At 64.8% G+C, this 19,986-nt stretch carries 19 protein-coding genes and 1 tRNA gene; 15 read left to right on the plus strand and 5 right to left on the minus strand.

Annotated elements, in window-relative coordinates; genetic code table 11:
* The first annotated feature begins 61 nt into the window (after positions 1-61).
* Complete coding sequence (locus tag L21SP4_RS02680; protein WP_144413728.1) at positions 62-1,270, plus strand: 3-keto-disaccharide hydrolase; 1,209 nt, start codon at positions 62-64, stop codon at positions 1,268-1,270.
* 92 nt (positions 1,271-1,362) lie between these two features.
* Entirely contained in the window at positions 1,363-2,259 is an 897-nt protein-coding gene (locus L21SP4_RS02685; RefSeq protein ID WP_052881213.1) for a class I SAM-dependent methyltransferase, read from the plus strand.
* On the opposite strand, the gene L21SP4_RS02690 is transcribed toward L21SP4_RS02685, so the two are convergent.
* A complete protein-coding gene (locus tag L21SP4_RS02690; RefSeq protein WP_052881214.1) occupies positions 2,225-3,337 on the minus strand; it encodes a hypothetical protein in 1,113 nt (370 codons plus the stop codon). The two genes, L21SP4_RS02685 and L21SP4_RS02690, sit on opposite strands and share 35 nt — an antisense overlap.
* 211 nt (positions 3,338-3,548) lie before the next feature.
* On the opposite strand from L21SP4_RS02690, the gene rpmH reads away from it, so the two are divergent.
* Genes rpmH through L21SP4_RS02710 form a run of 5 tightly spaced genes read left to right on the plus strand, consistent with a single transcriptional unit; the run spans position 3,549 to position 7,047 of the window.
* Entirely contained in the window at positions 3,549-3,683 is a 135-nt protein-coding gene (gene rpmH / locus L21SP4_RS02695) for a 50S ribosomal protein L34 (protein ID WP_052881215.1), read from the plus strand.
* Positions 3,684-3,705: 22 nt separating this feature from the next.
* Positions 3,706-4,149: a ribonuclease P protein component gene (gene rnpA / locus L21SP4_RS02700; RefSeq protein ID WP_052881216.1), complete on the plus strand. Its 444-nt coding sequence runs from the start codon at positions 3,706-3,708 to the stop codon at positions 4,147-4,149.
* A gap of 4 nt (positions 4,150-4,153) precedes the next feature.
* Positions 4,154-4,426, plus strand: coding sequence for a membrane protein insertion efficiency factor YidD (yidD, locus tag L21SP4_RS13375; protein WP_074041366.1), 273 nt, complete (start codon positions 4,154-4,156; stop codon positions 4,424-4,426).
* Positions 4,423-6,162 (plus strand): membrane protein insertase YidC, encoded by a 1,740-nt coding sequence (gene yidC, locus L21SP4_RS02705; protein ID WP_052881217.1) that lies wholly within the window; start codon positions 4,423-4,425, stop codon positions 6,160-6,162. Before yidD ends, yidC begins: the two co-directional genes overlap by 4 nt.
* Positions 6,163-6,204: 42 nt before the next feature.
* Complete coding sequence (locus L21SP4_RS02710) at positions 6,205-7,047, plus strand: polyprenyl synthetase family protein (RefSeq protein ID WP_082116471.1); 843 nt, start codon at positions 6,205-6,207, stop codon at positions 7,045-7,047.
* Positions 7,048-7,064: 17 nt separating this feature from the next.
* Here L21SP4_RS02710 and L21SP4_RS02715 read toward each other — a convergent pair whose 3' ends face one another.
* Positions 7,065-7,931: an MBL fold metallo-hydrolase gene (locus L21SP4_RS02715; RefSeq protein ID WP_052881219.1), complete on the minus strand. Its 867-nt coding sequence runs from the start codon at positions 7,929-7,931 to the stop codon at positions 7,065-7,067.
* A gap of 287 nt (positions 7,932-8,218) precedes the next feature.
* Between L21SP4_RS02715 and L21SP4_RS02720 the strand changes: the two genes are divergently transcribed.
* Entirely contained in the window at positions 8,219-8,776 is a 558-nt protein-coding gene (locus tag L21SP4_RS02720; RefSeq protein WP_160300646.1) for a class I SAM-dependent methyltransferase, read from the plus strand.
* Between the two features lie 6 nt (positions 8,777-8,782).
* Here the strand turns inward: L21SP4_RS02720 and L21SP4_RS02725 are convergent.
* Together L21SP4_RS02725 and L21SP4_RS02730 are read right to left on the minus strand one after the other, a co-directional pair.
* Positions 8,783-8,857: transfer RNA gene (locus L21SP4_RS02725), tRNA-Gly, on the minus strand.
* Positions 8,858-8,940: 83 nt separating this feature from the next.
* Positions 8,941-9,798 carry a 50S ribosomal protein L11 methyltransferase gene (locus L21SP4_RS02730; RefSeq protein WP_052881221.1) on the minus strand — a complete coding sequence of 286 codons (858 nt, stop codon included), beginning with the start codon at positions 9,796-9,798 and terminating at the stop codon, positions 8,941-8,943.
* Positions 9,799-9,835: 37 nt separating this feature from the next.
* Between L21SP4_RS02730 and L21SP4_RS02735 the strand changes: the two genes are divergently transcribed.
* The 7 genes from L21SP4_RS02735 (at position 9,836) to L21SP4_RS02765 (ending at position 18,189) form a co-directional block, all read left to right on the plus strand.
* Positions 9,836-11,026: a 4-phosphoerythronate dehydrogenase gene (locus tag L21SP4_RS02735; protein WP_074041520.1), complete on the plus strand. Its 1,191-nt coding sequence runs from the start codon at positions 9,836-9,838 to the stop codon at positions 11,024-11,026.
* A 250-nt stretch (positions 11,027-11,276) separates the two neighbouring features.
* Positions 11,277-12,476, plus strand: coding sequence for a phosphoglycerate kinase (locus L21SP4_RS02740; protein WP_052881223.1), 1,200 nt, complete (start codon positions 11,277-11,279; stop codon positions 12,474-12,476).
* Positions 12,477-12,558: 82 nt separating this feature from the next.
* Complete coding sequence (gene tpiA, locus L21SP4_RS02745) at positions 12,559-13,314, plus strand: triose-phosphate isomerase (RefSeq protein ID WP_052881224.1); 756 nt, start codon at positions 12,559-12,561, stop codon at positions 13,312-13,314.
* Between the two features lie 23 nt (positions 13,315-13,337).
* Positions 13,338-13,691, plus strand: a complete 354-nt coding sequence (secG, locus tag L21SP4_RS02750; protein ID WP_052881225.1) for a preprotein translocase subunit SecG — start codon at positions 13,338-13,340, stop codon at positions 13,689-13,691.
* Between the two features lie 25 nt (positions 13,692-13,716).
* A complete protein-coding gene (locus L21SP4_RS02755; protein WP_052881226.1) occupies positions 13,717-15,675 on the plus strand; it encodes an ABC transporter substrate-binding protein in 1,959 nt (652 codons plus the stop codon).
* A 321-nt stretch (positions 15,676-15,996) separates the two neighbouring features.
* Positions 15,997-17,262, plus strand: a complete 1,266-nt coding sequence (locus tag L21SP4_RS02760) for an ABC transporter permease (protein WP_052881227.1) — start codon at positions 15,997-15,999, stop codon at positions 17,260-17,262.
* A 6-nt stretch (positions 17,263-17,268) separates the two neighbouring features.
* The gene (locus L21SP4_RS02765) at positions 17,269-18,189 is read left to right on the plus strand and encodes an ABC transporter permease (RefSeq protein ID WP_052881228.1); all 921 of its coding nucleotides are present in this window, start codon (positions 17,269-17,271) and stop codon (positions 18,187-18,189) included.
* Between the two features lie 560 nt (positions 18,190-18,749).
* On the opposite strand, the gene L21SP4_RS02770 is transcribed toward L21SP4_RS02765, so the two are convergent.
* Positions 18,750-19,907, minus strand: coding sequence for a uroporphyrinogen decarboxylase/cobalamine-independent methonine synthase family protein (locus L21SP4_RS02770; protein WP_052881229.1), 1,158 nt, complete (start codon positions 19,905-19,907; stop codon positions 18,750-18,752).
* Between the last annotated feature and the right edge of the window lie 79 nt (positions 19,908-19,986).

The following is a 19,986-nucleotide window of genomic DNA, read 5'->3' on the forward strand; positions in this document are numbered from 1 at the left end:
GAAGAGGTGGTTTTCAAATCCGGCATCGTATAGGTTGTATCGCCAGTTGAAGGAGGATTCTGTGAAAGGTTCAATGCTGCTCCAGGGGTTGCTTCTCGCCGCACTGGCCGCTCCCGCATCATGGTCCGCGCCGGAACAGGCCGAAGTGCTGTTCGACGGCACCGGCTTCGCGAAGTGGAACAATCCCGGCGGCTGGAAACGGGTCGGCGAAGCCATGGAAGTTCATGTCCCGGAGGACAAGGAGAAGCGCAAGCCGCTGACCACGAAAGACCCATTCGCCGACTGTCAGTTTCATGTGGAGTGGAGGCCGCCGCAGGACCCGCCCGATGTGCGCGGGCAGAAGCGCGGCAACAGCGGCGTGTTTCTCCCCGGCGGCTACGAGATTCAGGTGCTCAACAGCTACGAGAACCAGACCTATCCGGACGGGCAGGCGGGCGCGATCTACGGCCAGTACGCCCCGCAGGTGAATGCCTGCCTCCCGCAGGACCGCTGGCAGGCCTACGACATTCTTTTCGACGCGCCGGCGTTCGACGCGGACGGGGCTGTAGCGAGGCCCGCGCGCATCACGGCCCTGCACAACGGGATCGTGATCCACCACGACGCCGTGCTCTACGGAAAGATCCGGGTGCGCAAGGAGGGCGAGAAGAAAATCAAGTTCGTCGAGTATCGTCCCCATCCCCGCGAGGGGCGGATCCTGCTTCAGAACCATAACAACCCGGTGCGGTTCCGTGATATCTGGGTGATCGGGCATGAACCCGACACGAACGCGGCCATGACGGCGATCGACCTCCGCCGCATGCGCGCGGCCCCCGAACGGCGCGAGTACGCGATTAACAGCCCCCGGCAGCCCGCACCGCCCGTGGTGACACCCCCAAAAGACGGGGCTCCGCCGTCGGACGCGCGGGCTGCCCCGGGCGAGGGCTGGAGAAGACTGCCCGCGAAGAATAAGGGCACGGCAGCCTTTACGACGACGGGAGATTACCGCCGGTTCCAGCTGCATGCGGAATGGGAGGGCGGAGAACCGCTCAGGCTGGAATTCGCGGATCGTATCGTCGAGATTTCCGCGGACGACGACGGCGTGCAGCGCATCGACCTGGTGTTTGAAAGCCGCGAGCTGGGGGATGATCGCTGGGAGACCGCCACGCTGCTCAAAAACGGGGTGTTTGAGCAGAAACGGGTGCGCGTCGACCGCAATCACGAAACGCCCGTCGTCGCCATGTTCCCCGCCGGAGATACCATGCGGCGGCTCTGGATCCGCGGGCTCAAATAGCCGCACCGGCAGGCTCACTCTGTTTTTGCTTTTCGCGGGAAAGCGGTTTAATGTCGTCGCGTTAAGGTGTTGTGGACCGATTCCGTGTGCCTATGAAAGAGTTCGACGATCAGAATCGCCGCCAGATGGTTCAGTGGCAGGAGAAGCTGCTGCGGACCTCCGTGCGGCGGAGGATCCGGGCCGGGCGTCTCTGCGAGGCCGTGGGCACGGCGACCAACCGCTCGGCGCTCGAAATCGGGATGGGCGACGCGGGCCTCGCCGTCCGGTTGCGCCAGACCGGCGGCGACTGGCATCACGTGGGCATCGGCCCGGACGCGTTGAGGTCCCTCGACTGCGTGACGGGCGGTCCGGCCGGAGAGTGGTCGCCCGGCGGAGGGCTTCCTTTCGATGACGGAAGTTTCGAGCTGGTGGTCGTCGACGGCGCGCTCGAATGGGTGGAGGACGAGTCGGCCTTTATCCGGGAATGCCACCGGGTGCTGCAGACCGACGGGCGGCTCATTCTCGACGTGCGCCACGCGCGGCGTTTTTCGCTGATGCACTGCTGGCGGGTGCTGCTGGGCGAACGCCGCGGAGGCGAGGGCGGGGGGCGCGCGGGATACACGGCCCACCATCTCTTCGACCTCCTGAAGGACGGATTCGACGTTCCGGGCATCGACCGCTATTCGGGGTTTTTTGTCGAGCTGCTTGGTGCGCTCGCGACGGGGCTGCTCCGGCTCGGGGGTGCGGCGGACTGCTTCCGTCCTCAGGAGGACGATCAGTCCCAGTTCTACCGCTACCAGAAGGTGCGGCTGGTATCGCTGCTCGGCATGCCGCTGTTCATGCTCGCCGACCTTCTCGACAGGGCGCTGTTCTTTCTGCCCCGCTACCGGCTGCTGGCGACCACCAAGCGGCGCGTCTGGCGCGAACGGCGCATTCCGAAACTGCGCGACGGCCGCTCGATCGCCGAGGCCGCCATCAATACCCGCATCGGTTCGGCCGCTCCGTTCTGAGTCCGCAGGCCGTAACGACCGCGGCGCATTCGAGTCCGAAGGGCAGATAGCCGAGATAACCGAGGATCGGCATTTCGAAGACGGGCACGGCGTCTACCCAGGGAATGAGATAGATCCACTTCGGATCGCTCCCGTAATTCCACAGCTCCCAGAAAAACCCGCAGCATAACGCGGCGAGCGCCCAGCGGACCGCGAAACGGCCGTCGCCGCGCTCCAGTCCGTGAAACGGGGTGGGACGCCCGCGCGCCGCGGCGGCGGCGATCAGGAAAAACAGCGGGGCGAGCCAGAGCAGCGGGAAGAAGACCACGGGCAGGGCGCCGACCCCCGCCAGCCCGGCGACCCCGATGATTCCGCAGCCCCACGCCGTGACACGTTTCGGGGGGACGGGGAGGGGCGGCAGCCGTTCGTAGCCCGCCGTCAGCCCCGGTACGGTCTTCAGAAGCGCCGCCGTCGCCGTCACGGCCGGCAACACCGTCGAAAACGACAGCGTCGCGAATAACGTGTATTCAACGGCGCCGAAGCGCTCGACCCCCACGTAATGCCAGTTCTGGACAAAACGGTTCAGGTATTCGAAATACCACCAGAAGACCGCGCTCGCCGGAAAAAGCAGGAGATAGCGCCCCGTGTGCTCCGTCAGCGGACAGTGACCCGCCCGGCGCTCGACCAGTGCGTTCGCGGTCAGGATGTACCCGGCCCAGAGCAGAGGGAAGGCGTAGGGCCGCAGCGGCTCAAACCACGCGAAGCGGGTCCATCCCAGCCACCAGAAGACCGCGACCAGGATGAGTCCCGACCAGCCCCAGACGGGCCAGCGTCCCCGCGGAGGGGCAAAGAAGGCAGTGCTTTTCCGGTGGCGGAAGGGGATCGCCCCCGCGCAGCCGACCAGCAGGAGGGCGACGGCGGAAAGCGGAAAGAAGACGGCGGGCCGGAATCCCGGATGCTCCACGTACCGGGTCAGCGGCGGAAATTCCAGGTAACGTGCGGGCGGATGGCCTGCCAGCATCGCCCCCAGTAACGGAGCGCCGAACAGGACGAGCAGCACTCCGGGGATGCCCGCTCCAGCTTTGATGATCCGTTTCATGGTGTCCGCCGCTCCCGTAAGGGTCGGATTATGTTCTCTACTGGCTCCGTGGTGAAGCATCGATTTCGATCCGGGTTATAAACCCGCATCCGTGGTCGTCCCCCTGCAGGGATTTTGTACGATTTCATTTCATTTGACAGCACACCTCAGGGTGCTAGTCTGTGCGGTCTTTTCAGAATAACGAGCCGGATTTCGAACAGGGAAGAGAGCGATGAAACGTACGTATCAGCCTTCGCGCATCAAGCGGGCCCGCAAGCACGGGTTTCGCAAGCGGATGTCCACGGAGGACGGCCGCAAGGTGCTTCAGCGCCGTCGCCGCAAGGGGCGCAAGCGCCTGACGGTCTGATCCGCGCCGACCGGAGCATTCCATGGCCGAACCGGATGACGGCAAGCGCTCCGAGAGCCGGAAGGCGGAACCCTCCCCTCCCGCGCAGTCGCTGCCGGTATCCATGCGCATGCGGTCGTCCGCCCTTTTCAGGGAGACGTTTGATCAGGATCGCTGCCAGGTGGGGCGGCTGATGGTGCTCTGGGTTCGGAGGGCGCCGGACGCGCGTTCGCGTCTCGGCGTGATTGCCAGCCGCAAGGTCGGAGACGCGGTGCGCAGAAACCGGGCGAAGCGCAGGATACGCGAGGCGTTTCGCCGGAGCCGCGCGTATTTTATCCGCCCGGACGATGTGCTGATCGTGGCCCGGCGCCGGGTCGTGGACGCCCCCTGGCCGGAAGTGGTCGGCGAACTGCTCAAACTCGCCCGGCGCAGCGGGCTGCTCGATGCGCAACGATGCGAAGAGGCGCGACGGGCGATTACGGAATAGTGACATGAAGCGACTGAGCACAGCGTTCCGCGCAACGGTTCTCTGCCTCGTGCGCCTGTACCGGAAAGGAATTTCCGGCTGGTTCGCGCCGAGCTGCCGGTTCCACCCGTCCTGCTCCGAATACTGTGAACAGGCCGTGCGCATACATGGCGCGGGACGCGGCCTCGCACTCACCGCACTCCGTCTGCTCAAATGTCATCCATTTCACCCGGGAGGGGTCGATTGGCCGCCGCCCCCGCGGCGCTCTCCCGCCGGACAACCAAGCGAGGCCCCATGAATCTCGATCGTAAGGACTGGATCATACTGGGCGTGCTCTTCCTGCTGCTCATCTCGTGGCAGATGATCGACCGCACGGTCCTGGCCCCGATGTTCCCGGAGGATACGGAACCGGCGCGGGAGGTCGCCGCCGACCGTGCCGCGCCGCGGGAAGGGGATGAACCGGGCGGAATCCCGGCGGAACCCGCGGAACCCGCGGCGGGGTCCTCCGCGCCCGAACTCGAAAGCGCCCCGCAGCCGGTTCCCGAACCGGACGGGCGGAGCGCCGCGCCGGAACGCACGGTGGAGATCTCGGGCGAGAAATTCGGTCTCGTGCTGACCAGCCGGGGCGGCGGCATCCGCGAAGCGGTACTGCCCGAGTACCGCAGTACGCCCGAAGAGGGCAGCGGGCCCGTACGCCTGAATTTCGCCGACCATCCCGCTCTGGTCTACGAGGGACTCTCGGGCCTCGGGGAAGACGGCAGCCTGGAGATAGTCGACGCGTCGGGGGACGCCGTGAAGTTTGCGCATCGGTGGGACTCGGGACTCGTCTTCGAGCGCACGGTCGAGATCGTCGGCGATTACCAGCTGAGCGTGATCGACCGGTTCGTCAATCGGGGCGACGAGGCGATCGAACTCCCCGAACGCGCGCTCCGCACCGGCGGGATGAGCAACCCGCCGCACGTGTCCAGTATGCGCGGCATGGTGTATCTCTCGGTCGACGCCTACTCCTCGGCGAACGGCGTGAAGCGGTGGGACCGCAAGATCTCGAAGTGGTTCAAGAAGGAGGGGCATCCCCTCGAACTGGTCCGGCAGCCGGAGGACTGGGCGGGGCCGGTCGACTGGGTGGCTGCGAAGAACAAGTTCTTTGTTCAGATCCTCAATCCCGAAGCGGACACGACGCGCGGCATGCGCATCGAGGCGCGGCGCGACCCCGAGTCCGCCGACGACACGGTAGACCGCCTGGCCGTGGCCGCCCGGTTCGATCCCGTGGTCCTCAGCGCCGGCGAGCCGCTGGAGCTGGAACACCGCTATTACGTGGGTCCGAAAAAACTGAAGATTCTGCAGGATCTGGGCGCGCATCAGGACCGGGTCATGGAACTCGGCTGGTTCCGGTTCATCGGCCGCCCGCTGCTCAAGGTGCTCAACGGCATCCACGCCGTGCTTCCGAACTACGGGGTCGCCATCATCCTGCTGACCATGCTGGTGCGCATCATCTTCTGGCCGGTGACCCACAAGAGTACGGAGAGCATGAAGCGGATGCAGAAGATCCAGCCGCTCATGAAGGAGATCCGCGAGAAGCACAAGGACAACCCCCAGAAGATGCAGCAGGAGCTGATGGCCCTGTACAAGGAGCACAAGGTCAATCCGATGGGCGGCTGCCTTCCCATGCTGATCCAGATTCCGGTGTTCATCGCACTGTTCTGGGTGCTGCGCAGCGCGATCGAACTCCGCTTCGCATCCTTCCTCTGGGTCGCCGACCTCAGCGAGCCGGAGAACCTTTTCGCCGACGCGCTGCCGATCGCGTTGAACATTCTCCCGCTCGTCATGGCGGGCACCATGTTCCTGCAGCAGAAGCTCACCCCCACGGCCGGCGACCCGCAGCAGCAGAAGATGATGATGTTCATGCCGGTCATGCTGCTGTTCATCCTCTACCCGATGCCGTCCGGCCTCGTGCTGTACTGGACGACCAGCAACCTGCTGATGATCGTTCAGCTTCTCTGGCGCAGACGCAAAGAAGCGGGCGAGGCGGCATAACGGTGCTTTAATACGAGCCGCATTCAGGGTACAAGGTCAGTCATGCCAGATCTCAAGGAAGTGGATGCCGCGATCGCGGAGGCGCTGGAGGGCGGCGAGCTGGATGCCCTGATTCGCGAAGCCGGCGGGCTGGTCTCCGGAGGCAAGAGACTTCGCGCGAAACTCGTGCTCGCACTCGGCCCCGCCACCGGGGTGGAACCCGAGGTGCAGCGGCGCGCCGCGGCGGCGGTCGAACTCGTCCACGCCGCGAGTCTGCTGCACGACGATGTGATCGACGGCGGCCGGATTCGACGAGGCGCCCCCTCGTTCTGGACCGGGTACGGCGTGAACGGGGCCGTGCTCCTCGGCGACTGGCTCGTCTTCCGCGCCCTCAGCCTGTTGCGTCCGGTCTCGAACGGGCGCCTGGCCGGTCTGATGATCGGATTCGGCACGGAGGTCTGCGAGGCGGAGGCGGCGCAGGAACTGGTATTCCGCGGCGGGACCGGCCGCTGGGAGCGGAGCCTGGATTTCGCGCGCCGCAAGACCGGCGCACTCTTCGCCTTCGCCGCCGAGGCATGCGGGGGATGCAACCGCGAGCTGTCCGGGGCGCTGCGCGAGAGCGGATACCGGCTGGGCACCGCCTACCAGGTCGCGGACGATGTGCTGGACGAACACGGAGACCGTGAAGAGGCGGACAAGAGCCTGGGCAGCGACCGCTCTCGCGGCAAGGTTACGGCCGTGACCGTCGAAGGCGCTCCCGATGATCCGGCGGCGTTTATTTCGGACCTTCTCGACGCCTCCGCCGCCCCCCTGCATAAGTGGCGTGAAATCTCGGCGGCCTGGTCGGGATATGTGGACGCCACGATCCGTCCGCTGGTGGACCGCTACCTGAATACCGCAGGCTGAGCCCGCTTCCCCGCCGTTCAGGCTCCCGCCCCGATCACGCCCGCCGGAACCTCGATCTCCACCCGGCTGCCGGCATTGAATTCGATCCATGCATCGGGAAAGGCGTCGCGGATCTTTTCCGCGGCGCGGTCGCCCGTGCAGTGATTGAACCCGAGATAGCGGGGCTCGAACTCGCCCAGGGCCTCCATGGTGCGATCGATCTGATCCTCTTTCGCATGCCGGAGATGAATGCCGCCGAACGCCCCGAGCACCGGTTTGTTCCCGGTGATTCTCCGGACATAACGCAGCGTATTGATCACCCCGGCGTGCGCACAGCCCATGAGTACGATCAGACCTTCCGGGGTGACCGCAAACAGCGCCTGATCATCGAGTACGCGGTCCATGCGCTGGCCGGCCGCATCGTGAAAGAATACCCCGTCCGAAGCCTCGAAACCGGTCTCACGCGGGATCTGCCCGGTTGCGTAGATGCCCGGAGCGACCTTCCGCGGCCGCATGGTCGATATCCAGTTTGCCCCGTTATCCATCAGCGCCCGGCGCGCGGACTCCGGCAGCCCTATATTGTGCGGTGTCCCGCCGCGCAGGGAGAACTTCGGCGCCAGCGCGTCCGGATGCATGTAGACCTGTGCCCCGCGCGCCCGCTTCAGCGCATGCGAGAGCCCTCCGGTATGATCGGCATGACCGTGGCTGAGCACGACCGACTGCGCTGCAGCGAGGTCGATATTGAGCGCAGCGGCGTTGCCTTTGAGCGCATCCCCCTGTCCCGTATCGAACAATACGGGATGATCGCCGCCTTCAAACCACACCGACAGACCGTGTTCGGTCTTAAGATCCTCACGCGCCGTGGTGTTGTCGACGACCACCGTCATGCGGATGGTGTTCATCATGAGAGTGCGTTATTAACAGAATGCGAGTGCTGTGTTCAAGCGGTAAAGACGCCGGCGGTTTCTCTTGCGTTCGCAGTAGGCCCGCAGGTCCGCGCAGCGGGCCAGGGCCGTTATTTTCACGCGTCTACGTCCCTTCAGCGGCCGGCGGGACCCGGATGCGCCCCCGGGCGGCTGCGCTTGATCATCACGGCCGCGCGCTCCACAATGCGGCTCACGTTCCCGCTTCACTGCGGAGTGTGAACGGAACTCTCCTGGGCAGAAATGGAACCATGATCATGGGGTGCACGTTGAAAAGGAATCGCGAGATTCGGGACTGGCTCGATCATTCGGGGCCGGCCTTTCTCAGAGAGTTGGGGGTTAAAGAGGGAGACACCGTACTGGATTTTGGGTGCGGCATCGGTAGCTATGCGATTCCGGCTGCTCGCGTAACGGGTGAAAAGGGACGTGTGCTGGCGGTCGACAGGAGCGGGATCCACCTGCGCTCCGTTCGCTCGCGGGCCCGCCGCGCCAACCTCGAAGACCGGATGGAATTCGTCAAAACGGGTGGCGAAGAGCATCTTGACCGCTTTGAATCGGATTCCTGCGATGTGGTTCTCGTGTTTGATGTGCTCCAGCACCTTGGAGACTGGGCCGGTTTTTTGAGTGCGGTATCGCGCGTGCTTGTCCCGCACGGCCTACTGCTCGTGAATCCTTCAATCGATTCGCATCCCGGCAAAGTGGATATAGACAAACTCGCCGAGACGCTTGATGCGGCAGGGTTTGGCGAGAACGGCCGGACTCGCCGTCGTCTCATGCACTACAAACATATGACGGAGGACACGGTCTTCGTCTATGGGCGAGTATGAGAGCAGTGGAGCGGGAGACCGGGATCGAACCGGCGACGTTCAGCTTGGGAAGCTGACATTCTACCACTGAATTACTCCCGCACGTCGGCGTGTGTTTGTATCGCAAACCGGGGCGACCGACAAGAGGGAAGTCAGCGGCACCTTTCCCCCCGAATCGGCGGCGGTCAGAAGCGCATGATCAGCCCCGCCCACCGGCCGTCGCCGTCGCGCACTTCCTCCTGCGCGCCGAGGGCGTAGAAGGCGGCGGATACGCGGTCGATTTCCTCTTCCCGTATGCCGCTCAGGATGAGCAGGCTGCCGGTCAGGGCCTTGAGCTGCGGCGCGCAGCGGAGGAGTACGGACGAGAGAATATTGGCGCACACCACCTCGTGCCGGGGCAGCGGCCCGTCCCGGCCCAGTTCGTGGACCTGCAGGGCGAGGGCGCGTTCGACGCCGTTGCGGGCCGCGTTGTCGCGGGCCGATTCGATGCATTGCGGATCGTAGTCGGTTCCCAGCACGGGCCGGAAACCGAGTCTGGCGGCCGCCACGGCCAGCACGCCGCTCCCGGTTCCCAGATCGGCAAAGCCGCAGCCCGGGAAGCGCGCGGCGGCGTCCTCGAGCGATTCGAGGCAGAACCTCGTAGTGAAATGGAGTCCCGTGCCGAAACTGAGGCCGGGGTTGACGATCACCTCGATACGCTCCGCCGGGCCGCTTCCGGCCTCCCACGGCGGCGCGACCCTCAGCCGGCGGCCGATGTCGGCGGCCCGGAAGTGGTGCTTCCAGCTCTCCGCCCAGTCGCGGGCTTCGTAATGTCGCACGGAGGATTTTAGGATTCCGGGAAGATCCGCGGCCGCCGCCGCGATCCGTTCGGCGGCGGCTCCGTCGGGTAGATACAGCTCCAGAAAGACGCAGGGCGACTCCGGAACTCCAACCTCCACCGGTTCCAGCTCAAAGCGCGCGCGCAGCGTTTCCGCCAGCGCCCCGGCGTGCTCGCGCCGCGTGCGCAGGGCCAGGATGGATCCACTCTGATTCCTCAGGTCCATTCTTGCCCGTTGTACACCACGTCCCTACTATGTGGCCATGAATATCGTGGTCGCAGAAACCGTCCTGCTGGGCGAGGAGGCCTTCAGCACCCTGGGTGAGGTTCAGGTCGTGCCCGACCGCGAAATCGCCCCGTATCATCTCAAGGATGCGGACGCGCTCATTATCCGCTCCAAAACGCGGGTCCATGAACGGCTGCTCGCCGAGTCCCCGGTGCGTTTCGTAGGCACGGCGACGGCGGGATTTGATCATCTCGACACCCGCTACCTCGACCGCAGCGAGATCGCCTGGTGCGCCGCGCCGGGCTGCAACGCGAACAGCGTGGCCGAGTACCTCGTGGCCGCGCTGCTCGAACTCCATCACCGGCACGGGATCGTGCTCGAAGGACGGTCGATCGGAATCGTAGGGGTCGGTGAAGTGGGCAGCCGGGTCGCGGAAAAGGCCGAGGCGCTGGGCATGAGGGTCCTGATCAACGACCCGCCGCTGGAGGCCATGGCGCGGACGCCCGACTTCTCGGCCCGGGTGGATCCGCAGCGGTACGGCGGATTCCGTCCGCTCGACGAGGTGCTGGCCCGGTCGGAGATCGTCACGCTCCATGTCCCGCTCACGGACGAGAAACCCTGGCCGACCCGGGGGCTCGCCCGCTGTCCGTTCTTTGAAAACATGAGACCCGGCTCGATCTTCATCAATACCTGCCGCGGCGAGGTGGTCGATCCCGAGGCGCTGACCTGCGCCCTGGACAACGGGATCGTCGAATACGCGGTACTGGACGTCTGGGATCCCGAACCGGAGATCCCGCTCGGTCTGCTCGAACGCGCGGAGCTGGGCACGCCGCACATCGCGGGATACTCCTGGGAGGGCGCCCTCAACGGAACGGTCGCCTGTTACCACGCCGCCTGCCGCTTCTTCGAGCGCTCCGCCTGCTGGCCGGTGGTCGAATTCGTGCCCGATCCCCCGCAGCCGAGGCTGGAGCTGGAGACCCGGGGCCGGGATCGGGAGGACGTGCTCGCCGAAGCGGTGCGGAGCGTCTACGACATCGCACGCGACGACGCGACCCTGCGCGAGTATGCCCTGCCGGACGACGCCCAGCGGGGGTCCTGTTTCGACCGCCTGCGCCGCGAATACGACCGCCGGCGCGAGTTCTTTAACACCCGGGTCCGGCTGCGCGACGACCCCCCCGGCCTCGCCGGTAAACTGCGCGGCATCGGGTTCAAGGCGGATCCGGAGTGAACCGCCGGCAGTTCTCATTATGGCCGCATTCCGACCGCGGACGGCGTGGCAGCCGTCCCTCCCGAGTCGAGATCCGACGCCTTTTCGGGCATTGGGAGGGTCGGGTGCCACCCCGACCGAAAAGGGTGAAGCCCTAATGAGAATTGCTGGTGAACCGCCCCTCGCGGTTGACTCTCCGCGCCGGAAGCGGGTAGAGTGGCCGACCGGTTTTTCCAGGAGAGGGATACGAATCAGCGCAGAGGAGGAGACGATGAACAAACTTTCGATCAGAGACCTGGACCTGAAGGGCAAGCGCGTGCTGATGCGCGTCGATTTCAACGTGCCCGTCAAGGACGGGAAGGTCGGGGACGATACCCGCATTCAGGCGGCGCTCCCGAGTATCACGCACGCCCTCGAACAGGGAGCGTCGGTTGTGCTGATGAGCCATCTCGGCCGTCCCAAGGGGGAACGGAATCCCGAGTTCACGCTCAAACCGGCCGCCGACCGGCTCGGCGAGCTGCTCGACGCCGAGGTGCAGTTCGCGCCCGACTGCATAGGGGACGAGGTCAAGGCCCTGGTCGACGGGCTCGAGCCGGGCCGGGTTCTCGTGCTCGAGAATGTCCGCTTCTACCCCGAAGAAGAGGGCAAGAAGTCCACCCCCGAAGAGCAGCGCGAATTCGCGCGCAAGCTGGCCGCCTGGGGCGAGGTCTACGTGAACGACGCCTTCGGCACCGCCCACCGCAGACACGCCTCGACCGCGGTCGTGAACGAATTCTTCGACCGCGCCGCGGCGGGCTTCCTGATGGAAAAGGAGATCGAGTACCTCGGGGGCGCGCTGGCGAATCCCGAAAAGCCGTTCGTCGCCGTGATCGGCGGGGCCAAGATCAGCGGCAAAATCGATGTGATCACCAACCTGCTCGACCGCGTGGACGCCGTACTGATCGGCGGCGGTATGGCCTATACCTTCTACAAGGCGATGGGCAAACCGATCGGAAATTCGCTCGTTGAAGAGGAGAAACTCGAACTGGCGAAAGAGATCCTGAAGCGGGCGGAAAGCGGGGGCGTCAAGCTCATGCTGCCGGTCGATAACGTGGTCGCCGACAAGTTCGACGCCGGGGCGAACACGAAGACGGTCGGCGATTCGATCGAGGAGGGCTGGATGGCCCTGGATATCGGCCCGGACACGGTCCGCCAGTACGCGGAAGAAATCGGCGGCGCGAAGACCGTCGTCTGGAACGGCCCGATGGGCTGTTTCGAGATGGAGCCCTTCGCCGAAGGCACGTATGCGATCTGCCGCGCGGTGGCCGGGGCCGACTGCACGAGCATTATCGGCGGCGGCGACAGCGTAAGCGCGGTCCGGAAGAGCGGCATGGCCGACCGGATGAGCCATGTCAGCACCGGCGGCGGCGCTTCGCTCGAATTCATGGAAGGTAAGGAACTGCCCGGCATCGCGGCCCTCTCGAACAAGTGAGCGCCGGAGACGTGCCGGGAAAGCGCGATGCGGAACCATGCATGACGGCATCGCGCGTCGTAACAGGACGAAGGAGTTTGCCATGCGGAAGATGATTGTGGCGGGGAACTGGAAGATGAATAAAACCGTGGCCGAGGCCGCGGACCTGGTCGATGCCCTCAAGATCGACCTGGCGGAGTGCCAGGAAGTGGAAGTGGTGGTCTGCCCGCCGTTTACCGCGCTCAAGCCGGTCAGCGACCGGATCTCGGAAACCCAGATCGCGCTGGGCGCGCAGAATATGTACTGGGAGCGTGAAGGGGCCTACACGGGCGAGGTCTCGCCCGCGATGCTGAAGGAATTCTACTGCCGCTACGTGATTCTCGGCCACAGCGAACGGCGCGCGTACTTCGGCGAGACCGACGAAAGCGTCAACCGCAAGCTCAAGGCGGCCCTCGAGAACAACCTGCGGCCGATCATGTGCGTCGGCGAAACCCTGGAGCAGCGTGATGCGGACGAGACCGCGGACGTCGTGACGCGCCAGGTGCGGCAGGGGCTCGCGGACGTGGATCCCGACGACCTGCGGCGGGTCGTGATCGCCTACGAACCGGTCTGGGCCATCGGGACGGGACGGACGGCGTCCGCGGAGCAGGCCCAGGAAGTGCACGCCCTGATCCGCACGCTGCTCGTGGAGAAGTCGAACGACACCGTCGCCCAGTCCGTGCGCATCCAGTACGGCGGTAGCGTGAAGCCGAATAATGCCGCGGAACTCTTCGCGTGCGAGGATATCGACGGCGGCCTCATCGGAGGGGCCGCGCTCGACGCGCGCTCGTTTACGGACATCGTCAAAGCCGCCATGTGAGGCGGCCCGGAGGTTAAACTGCTATGCAGATGCTGCGCATTTTGCTGATCGTGCTCGAAGCCCTCTGCAGCGTGATGCTGATCACGCTGATCCTGCTTCAGAAGTCGAAAGGACAGGGGCTCGGGGTGGCGTTCGGCGGCACGGCCGGAGAATCGTTCTTCGGCGCGCGCGCGGGCAACGTCCTCACGAAGTGGACCGTCTACCTTGCGATCTTCTTCCTCGTGAATACGGTCGTGCTCGGCCTGCTTTTCACCGGGGGCGGCAGTTCCTCGGTGATGGGACCGGCCGAAGAGACCCGCGGCGAGGTGCGCGAGGTGGAGAAGGCCAGTCCGGAGGACCTCGAGCTGCCCGAAGACGCCGCCGTTCCCGCCGAGTGAGTTCAATCCCGGAGGACTGTCGCTCATGGAGCATGAGCCCGCGTACCGCCGTTCCGGTTTCACTCCGCTGCAGGCGGTCCCCGTGCTGGCGGCGGTGCTGGCTCTCCTGCTGACGGGCTGCGGTTCGGATCCGCTGGTGCCCGAAGATACCGGCGAGCAGGTCCTGTACGGCCCCACCGTGCGCATCCAGGGCTTCGACCCCGTGCGCTCCGGCGACGTGGCGTCGTCGATGGCGATCGCTCGCATCTACGAGGGCCTGCTCCAGTACGCCTATCTCGACCGTCCCTACCGCGTCAGGCCGCTGCTGGCGCGCTCGATGCCCGAGGTCTCGGAGGACGGCCTGACCTACACGTTCAGGGTCCGCGAGGGGATCCGCTTCCAGGACGATCCGTGTTTTGCGGAGACGGACGGAAAGGGGCGCGAGCTGACCGCGCAGGACTTCGTCTACTCGATCAAGCGCGTGGCGGACGTCAAGAACGCTTCCCCCGGATACTGGGCATTCCAGGGCCGGATCCGGGGGCTCGACGCTTTCCGCGAGGCCTCGAAGGGCGAGCAGCCTACGGATTACGACCGCGAGGTGGAGGGATTGACCGCCCCCGGACGCTACACGCTGCGCTTCGAACTGCTCGAACCCTATCCGCAGCTGCTCTGGATTCTCGCCATGCACTACGCCTTCGCCGTGCCGCGCGAGGCGGTGGAGTATTACGGGGACGAATTCCTGAACCATCCCGTTGGCACCGGCCCGTTCGTGCTCGACAGCTGGAAGCGCAACTATCGTGTCGAGTTCGTGCGTAACCCGGCGTGGACCGGAGACGGGCGCGTGGAACGCTATCCCTCCGAAGGGTCGCCCGCCGACCGCCGCGCCGGGCTGCTCGCAGACGCGGGTGAGCGTCTTCCCTTCCTCGACCGTATCGTGCAGTTCGTCGTCGAGGATTCCACCACGCAGTGGATGATGTTTCTCGCCGGCCAGTTCAGCCTGAGCGGCATCTCGCGCGATAACTGGGATGCCGTGGTCACGCCCGAAAAAGAACTTGGCGGAGTGCTCCGCGAACGCGGCGTCGACATGGTCTCCAGCCCCACGCTCGATCTCTTCTATATCGGATTCAACATGGACGACCCCGTCGTCGGCTCCCACCCGGACCCGCGCATCGATGCGCGCCGCCGTAAACTGCGTCAGGCCATGGCCTGCGCCTTCGACCACGAGGAATGGACGCGCTTTTACAACAACCGTATCGCCCCCGCCTACGGCCCCATCCCCGAGCCCCTGGCGGGAAGCCGCGCGAAACCCGGCCCCTACGCGTTCAACCTCGAGAAAGCCAGGCGGCTGATCGCCGAAGCGGGCTATCCGGAGGGCGTCGATCCCGAGACCGGCCGCAGACTGGAGCTGAACCTCGAGGTCGGCGCGGCCGCGGCGGGCGATACCCGCCAGTCCGTCGAGTTGTTCGCGCACTTCATGGACCGCATCGGGATCCGGATCTCCCCGAGCTATAACAACTGGCCCACCTTCATGGATAAACTCAACCGCGGCCAGGCCCAGCTCTTCCGGCTCGGATGGGTCGCCGACTATCCCGACGCCGAGAACTTTTTCCAGCTCTTCTACGGCCCCAACCGCTCGCCCGGACCCAATCATGCCAATTACCGCAACCCCCAGTTCGACCGCCTCTATGAGCGCATCCGGACCATGATGCCCTCGGACGAACGCACGGAGATCTGCAGGCGGATGGCCGCAATCGTGATCGAGGATTCCCCCTGGATTTTCATGCATCAGCCGATGAGCTACGCGCTCGTCCATTCCTGGGTGCGGAACTATAAACCGCACGACTTCCCGTACGGCATGGGCAAGTACCGCCGGATCGATATGTCGCAGTTCAGCCGGTGGAGACGAACGTACGGCGAAGAGAGAATGGGACTGAGCGTGGAGACGGGAGCCGGGGAAGAAGGGGAAGCAGGATCAGAGTCAGAATCAGAATCAGAATCAGAGTAAGAGGGAGGGGGAAACCTGAGTGAGAAACCTGAAACCTGAGACCTGAGTAAGAGGGAGGGGGAGGGGGGAAACCTGAGTGAGAAACCTGAAACCTGAGACCTGAGTAAGAGTGGGAAACCTCAGAGTCAGAATCAGAGTCAGAGTAAGAGGGAGAGGGAAGCCTGAGTGAGAAACCTGAAACCTGAGACCTGAGTAAGAGTGGGAAACCTCAGAGTCAGAATCAGAGTCAGAGTCAGAGTCAGAGTCAGAGTAAGAGGGAGAGGGAAGCCTTAGACCTGAGAGTAAGAGGTGTTGAAATACATTGTCAGAAGAGTCCTGCAGATGATCCCGACGGTGTTCGGGGTCATCCTGATCACGTTCATCCTGTTCAACGTGGTCGGCGGGAGTCCCGCGGCGATGACGCTCGGCAAGAACGTCTCCGGGAAAATGCTGGAGGAGTTCGATGAGCAGCGCGGATTCAACAAGCCGCTGATTTTCGGATGGCGCACCGGGACCCGGGCGTACGAGGACACGCGGTTCGAGACCCGCGCCGGGCCCTGGCGGGAGGTCGACGACGTCTCGTACCGCGGCGGGGAGGGCGGCGTGATCCGGCTCGAACAGAGCGGCAGCTACGAGCTTCCCCTCGCGTTCGAACTGCGCCCGGACACGGAGTACGAGTGGCGCGTGGAATACCGCCTGGAGGAGGGGACCGGCCATCCCGCGCATTTCTGCGGCCGGGAACTGCGCTCCGGAGAATGGGAGCGCGCGCGCATCCGCTGCGCCGGGAGCGACCCGCAGATCGTGCGTACGGCCGGCCGCGCGCTGGAGTTCCGGTCGATCCGTCTGCGTCGGATGATGCCTCACCCGTTCGACTCGCAGTTTGTCTACTACCTGGGCCAGATTCTCCGCCTCGATTTCGGTACCTCGCTCAGCATGAAGGAGAAGGTCTCCACATTACTGCTCAACGGTATCGGTCCCTCGCTGATGCTGACCGTGCCGATCTTTCTCGCCGGACTGGTCGTCTCCGTCGTACTCGCCCTCCTGTGCGCGTTTTTCCGCGACACGTGGGTCGATCGATTTTTCGTCGTCCTCGCCGTCGCCCTGATGAGCGTGAACTACCTGGTCTGGATCGTCGCCGGCCAGTACGTTTTTGCCTACCGGCTCGGATGGTTTCCGGTCTGGGGGTTTGAGTCGTGGCGTTACCTCCTCCTTCCCGTACTGATCGGCGTCATCAGCAGCCTGGGGATGAACCTGCGCTTCTACCGGACGGTGGTGCTGGACGAGATGTACCGCGATTACGTCCGCACGGCCCGCGCGAAGGGCGTGTCCAGAACGCGCATCCTCTTCACCCACGTGCTCAAGAACGCGATGGTGCCGATCATTACCAACGTGGTCATCGCGATCCCGTTCCTCTACACCGGAAGCCTGCTGCTGGAGAGTTTTTTCGGCATCCCGGGACTGGGGTATCTCGGGGTCAACGCGATCAATTCCTCGGACGTCGACGTGATGCGCGCCCTCGTCCTGCTGGGTGCGATCATGTTCGTCGTGGCGAACCTGTTGACGGATATCTGCTACGCGTGGGTCGATCCGCGCGTGAAACTTCGATAAGGACGGATGCACGTGGAGCACACTTCACCACACGGCGGGAACGGCCCGGAGACCTCCGGAGGCACTTCGCTCTGGGCGGAGGCGTGGCGGAGGCTCCGGCGCAACCGCATCGCCATGGTCTGCCTGGCCGTGGTGGCGGTCTACACGCTGCTGGCGCTCTACGGGGAGGCGGTCTACCAGTATTACGAATGGACCGATACGACGCCCGCCTACCGCACGGCGCACATGGACCGGACGTACCAGCCGCCGGGGCCGGAACACTGGATGGGTACCGACGGCCTCGGGCGCGATGTCCTGCAGCGGCTGGTGCAGGGCACGCGCATCGCCTACCACGTCGGAATCATCACCTCGCTGATCGCCATCCCCATCGGCGTCGTGCTCGGCTGCATCGCCGGGTATTTCGGGGGCCGAGTGGACGACTTCGTGGTCTGGCTGTACTCGACGTTCGCGGCGATTCCCGGGCTCCTTTTTATTCTCGCCATCGCGATGGTGGTCGGCAAAGGCCTGCTGGGGGTCTACCTGGGGATCGGGCTGACCACCTGGGTCAGCCTCTGCCGCCTGATCCGCGGGGAGGTGATCAAGCATAAGGCCCAGCCCTACGTCACGGCGGCGCAGGCCCTCGGAATGCATCCGCTCAGAATCGTCTTCCGCCATATCCTGCCCAACGTGCTGCACGTGGTGATCGTGACGTTCACGCTGCGGTTCCCGGCGGCGGTGGGTACCGAGGTCTTCATGAGCTTTCTCGGAATCGGCGCGGAGAGCGAGCCCTCGTGGGGCATCATGATCAGCAGCGCCCGCCTGCGCCTCTGGCAGGGGGTGTGGTGGGAGATGACCTTCGTCACGCTGGCGATCTTCCTGCTGGTGCTCGCGTTCAACCTGCTGGGCGACGCCCTGCGCGACGCGCTCGACCCGCGCCTGCGGACCTGAGCCCCGGCGGAAAACCTCAGCCGAACGTCGCCCGCATGCGGTCGCAGTAATACCGGACCAGGTCCCGCTCCTGAGTTCCACTCGGGGACACCCGGGGGACTATCGTACTCGTACTGAACCCGTGCGTGAGGGTAGCGACGGACCTCCGGGCCGTCCGCACACCCGGCGCGCTTAGCCTGTCCGCCGAAGGCATAAAGGGCCGAAGGCGGAGAGATCACGCCCTACCAAGAGGTGCAGGCCGAACCCGTGCGTGACAGCGATTCTCATTATGGCTTCACCCTTTTCGGTCGGGGTGGCACCCGACCCTCCCAGTGCCCGAAAATGCGTCGGATATCGACTCGGGAGGGACGGCTGCCACGCCGTCCGCGGTCGGAATGCGGCCATAATGAGAACTGCTGCGTGCGTGAAGGTAGGGACGGACCTCCGGGCCGTCCGCACACCCGGCGCGCTCGGAGATCACGCCCTACCCAGGAGACGCAGGCCGAACCCATGCGTGAGGGTAGGGATTCTGCTGGACCGCAGAAGGCCGTCCGCCGTTTTCGGGGCATGTTGAAGTCAGGTCAGCCGAACGTCGTCCGCATGCGGTCGCAGTAATACCGGACCAGGTCCCACTCCGCGTCGGGCGCCAGCCGGTGATCGGGACACGGAAGGTAGCCGCCGAGTCCGACGAGCGGTTTCAGCCGCTCGATCTCGTCGTCGACCGCGGCGCGGTCGCGGGCGAACACGGTCTTGTTCATGCCGCCCACCCCGCGGAGTTCCCTTCCGTACTGTTCCCGCCAGGGCCCAATGCTCGCGTTCCATGTACCGACTTCGATCGGAAACATCGTGTTGACGCCGTTTTCGAGCCAGGTCGCAATGAGCGCATCGATGCAGCCGTCGCAATCCACGGAGACGATGTCGATGCCGTGCGCGTTCAACAGTCCGGTGATCCTCTTGTAGTGGGGGCCGACGAATTCCTCGAACATCGCCGGCGAGACCAGCGGGCCGTTTTTGAAACAGATGTCCTCCCAGAAGTGGCCGAAGTCGAAGACGGCGCCCTGACGGAGGATATATTCGGTCGCGCGGTAGTGCCGCTCCGCGACGGTGTCGATGATCTCCCGCAGCAGGGCTTCGTCGTCCACCTGCATATAGGCCAGGTTCTGCATGCCGATCCAGTTGCGAATGTCCCCGAGCAGACTGCCGCAGAACAGGCCGTAGTGCTGATCCCGGCCGTCGTCGCGCAGATAATCCAGACCGCCCTCGCCGAAAGGGCGCACCTCGCCGTGGACATTGACCGGCGCGTGCTGGATCTGATCCCCGGCGAACTGCAGCCGCGGCTTGTAGTGCTCCTCCCACGAGCGGCGGTTCTTGAGCAGATGATCGAACTCCATGGGGATCCCGCCGGTTCCGGCTTTCTCCAGTTCGATAACCCCCGCCGGATTGCGCACCTTCCTCGATCCGTCCGGCAGATCCTCGATCACCTCCCTGGGGAAGGGATCCGTCAGTGTCGCGTTGTAATTGAAGACCGAAAACCAGTTGGCGTCGAACCCCAGTTTGGATGCGATCGAAAGATCCGCGGGCCCTCCGTCGTACCACCCGTCCGCTTCCGCCTGTGTAATGTGCCCCTCGTCCGCCCATTTCTGCAGGGTCTCCGGCGTCCAGTATCCGAAATGAAGCAGCGGCAGCGATTCGGCGTCCCTGTAGTGCAGCACGTCCTGTATGTTCCGGCGATGATTCATGCAGTCCTCCCTGTCCGGTTTGCGGTCGTCTCTCCGGTTCGCATATTGAGGAGTAAGATGGTACTATGCGGTTTCAGGC

It is taken from the genome of Kiritimatiella glycovorans, from assembly GCF_001017655.1.
In the GTDB taxonomy this organism is placed as follows: domain Bacteria; phylum Verrucomicrobiota; class Kiritimatiellia; order Kiritimatiellales; family Kiritimatiellaceae; genus Kiritimatiella; species Kiritimatiella glycovorans.

Bases quoted from the DNA above. Each gene is read 5' to 3' on its own strand.
- L21SP4_RS02760 (WP_052881227.1), top strand. From the start codon at position 15,997: ATGATCCCGACGGTGTTCGGGGTCATCCTGATCACGTTCATCCTGTTC.
- L21SP4_RS02715 (WP_052881219.1), bottom strand. From the start codon at position 7,931: ATGATGAACACCATCCGCATGACGGTGGTCGTCGACAACACCACGGCG.
- rpmH (WP_052881215.1), top strand. From the start codon at position 3,549: ATGAAACGTACGTATCAGCCTTCGCGCATCAAGCGGGCCCGCAAGCAC.
- tpiA (WP_052881224.1), top strand. From the start codon at position 12,559: ATGCGGAAGATGATTGTGGCGGGGAACTGGAAGATGAATAAAACCGTG.
- rnpA (WP_052881216.1), top strand. From the start codon at position 3,706: ATGGCCGAACCGGATGACGGCAAGCGCTCCGAGAGCCGGAAGGCGGAA.
- L21SP4_RS02740 (WP_052881223.1), top strand. From the start codon at position 11,277: ATGAACAAACTTTCGATCAGAGACCTGGACCTGAAGGGCAAGCGCGTG.
- L21SP4_RS02685 (WP_052881213.1), top strand. From the start codon at position 1,363: ATGAAAGAGTTCGACGATCAGAATCGCCGCCAGATGGTTCAGTGGCAG.
- yidC (WP_052881217.1), top strand. From the start codon at position 4,423: ATGAATCTCGATCGTAAGGACTGGATCATACTGGGCGTGCTCTTCCTG.
- L21SP4_RS02770 (WP_052881229.1), bottom strand. From the start codon at position 19,907: ATGAATCATCGCCGGAACATACAGGACGTGCTGCACTACAGGGACGCC.
- L21SP4_RS02730 (WP_052881221.1), bottom strand. From the start codon at position 9,798: ATGGACCTGAGGAATCAGAGTGGATCCATCCTGGCCCTGCGCACGCGG.
- L21SP4_RS02735 (WP_074041520.1), top strand. From the start codon at position 9,836: ATGAATATCGTGGTCGCAGAAACCGTCCTGCTGGGCGAGGAGGCCTTC.
- L21SP4_RS02710 (WP_082116471.1), top strand. From the start codon at position 6,205: ATGCCAGATCTCAAGGAAGTGGATGCCGCGATCGCGGAGGCGCTGGAG.
- secG (WP_052881225.1), top strand. From the start codon at position 13,338: ATGCAGATGCTGCGCATTTTGCTGATCGTGCTCGAAGCCCTCTGCAGC.
- L21SP4_RS02765 (WP_052881228.1), top strand. From the start codon at position 17,269: ATGCACGTGGAGCACACTTCACCACACGGCGGGAACGGCCCGGAGACC.
- L21SP4_RS02755 (WP_052881226.1), top strand. From the start codon at position 13,717: ATGGAGCATGAGCCCGCGTACCGCCGTTCCGGTTTCACTCCGCTGCAG.
- L21SP4_RS02690 (WP_052881214.1), bottom strand. From the start codon at position 3,337: ATGAAACGGATCATCAAAGCTGGAGCGGGCATCCCCGGAGTGCTGCTC.
- yidD (WP_074041366.1), top strand. From the start codon at position 4,154: ATGAAGCGACTGAGCACAGCGTTCCGCGCAACGGTTCTCTGCCTCGTG.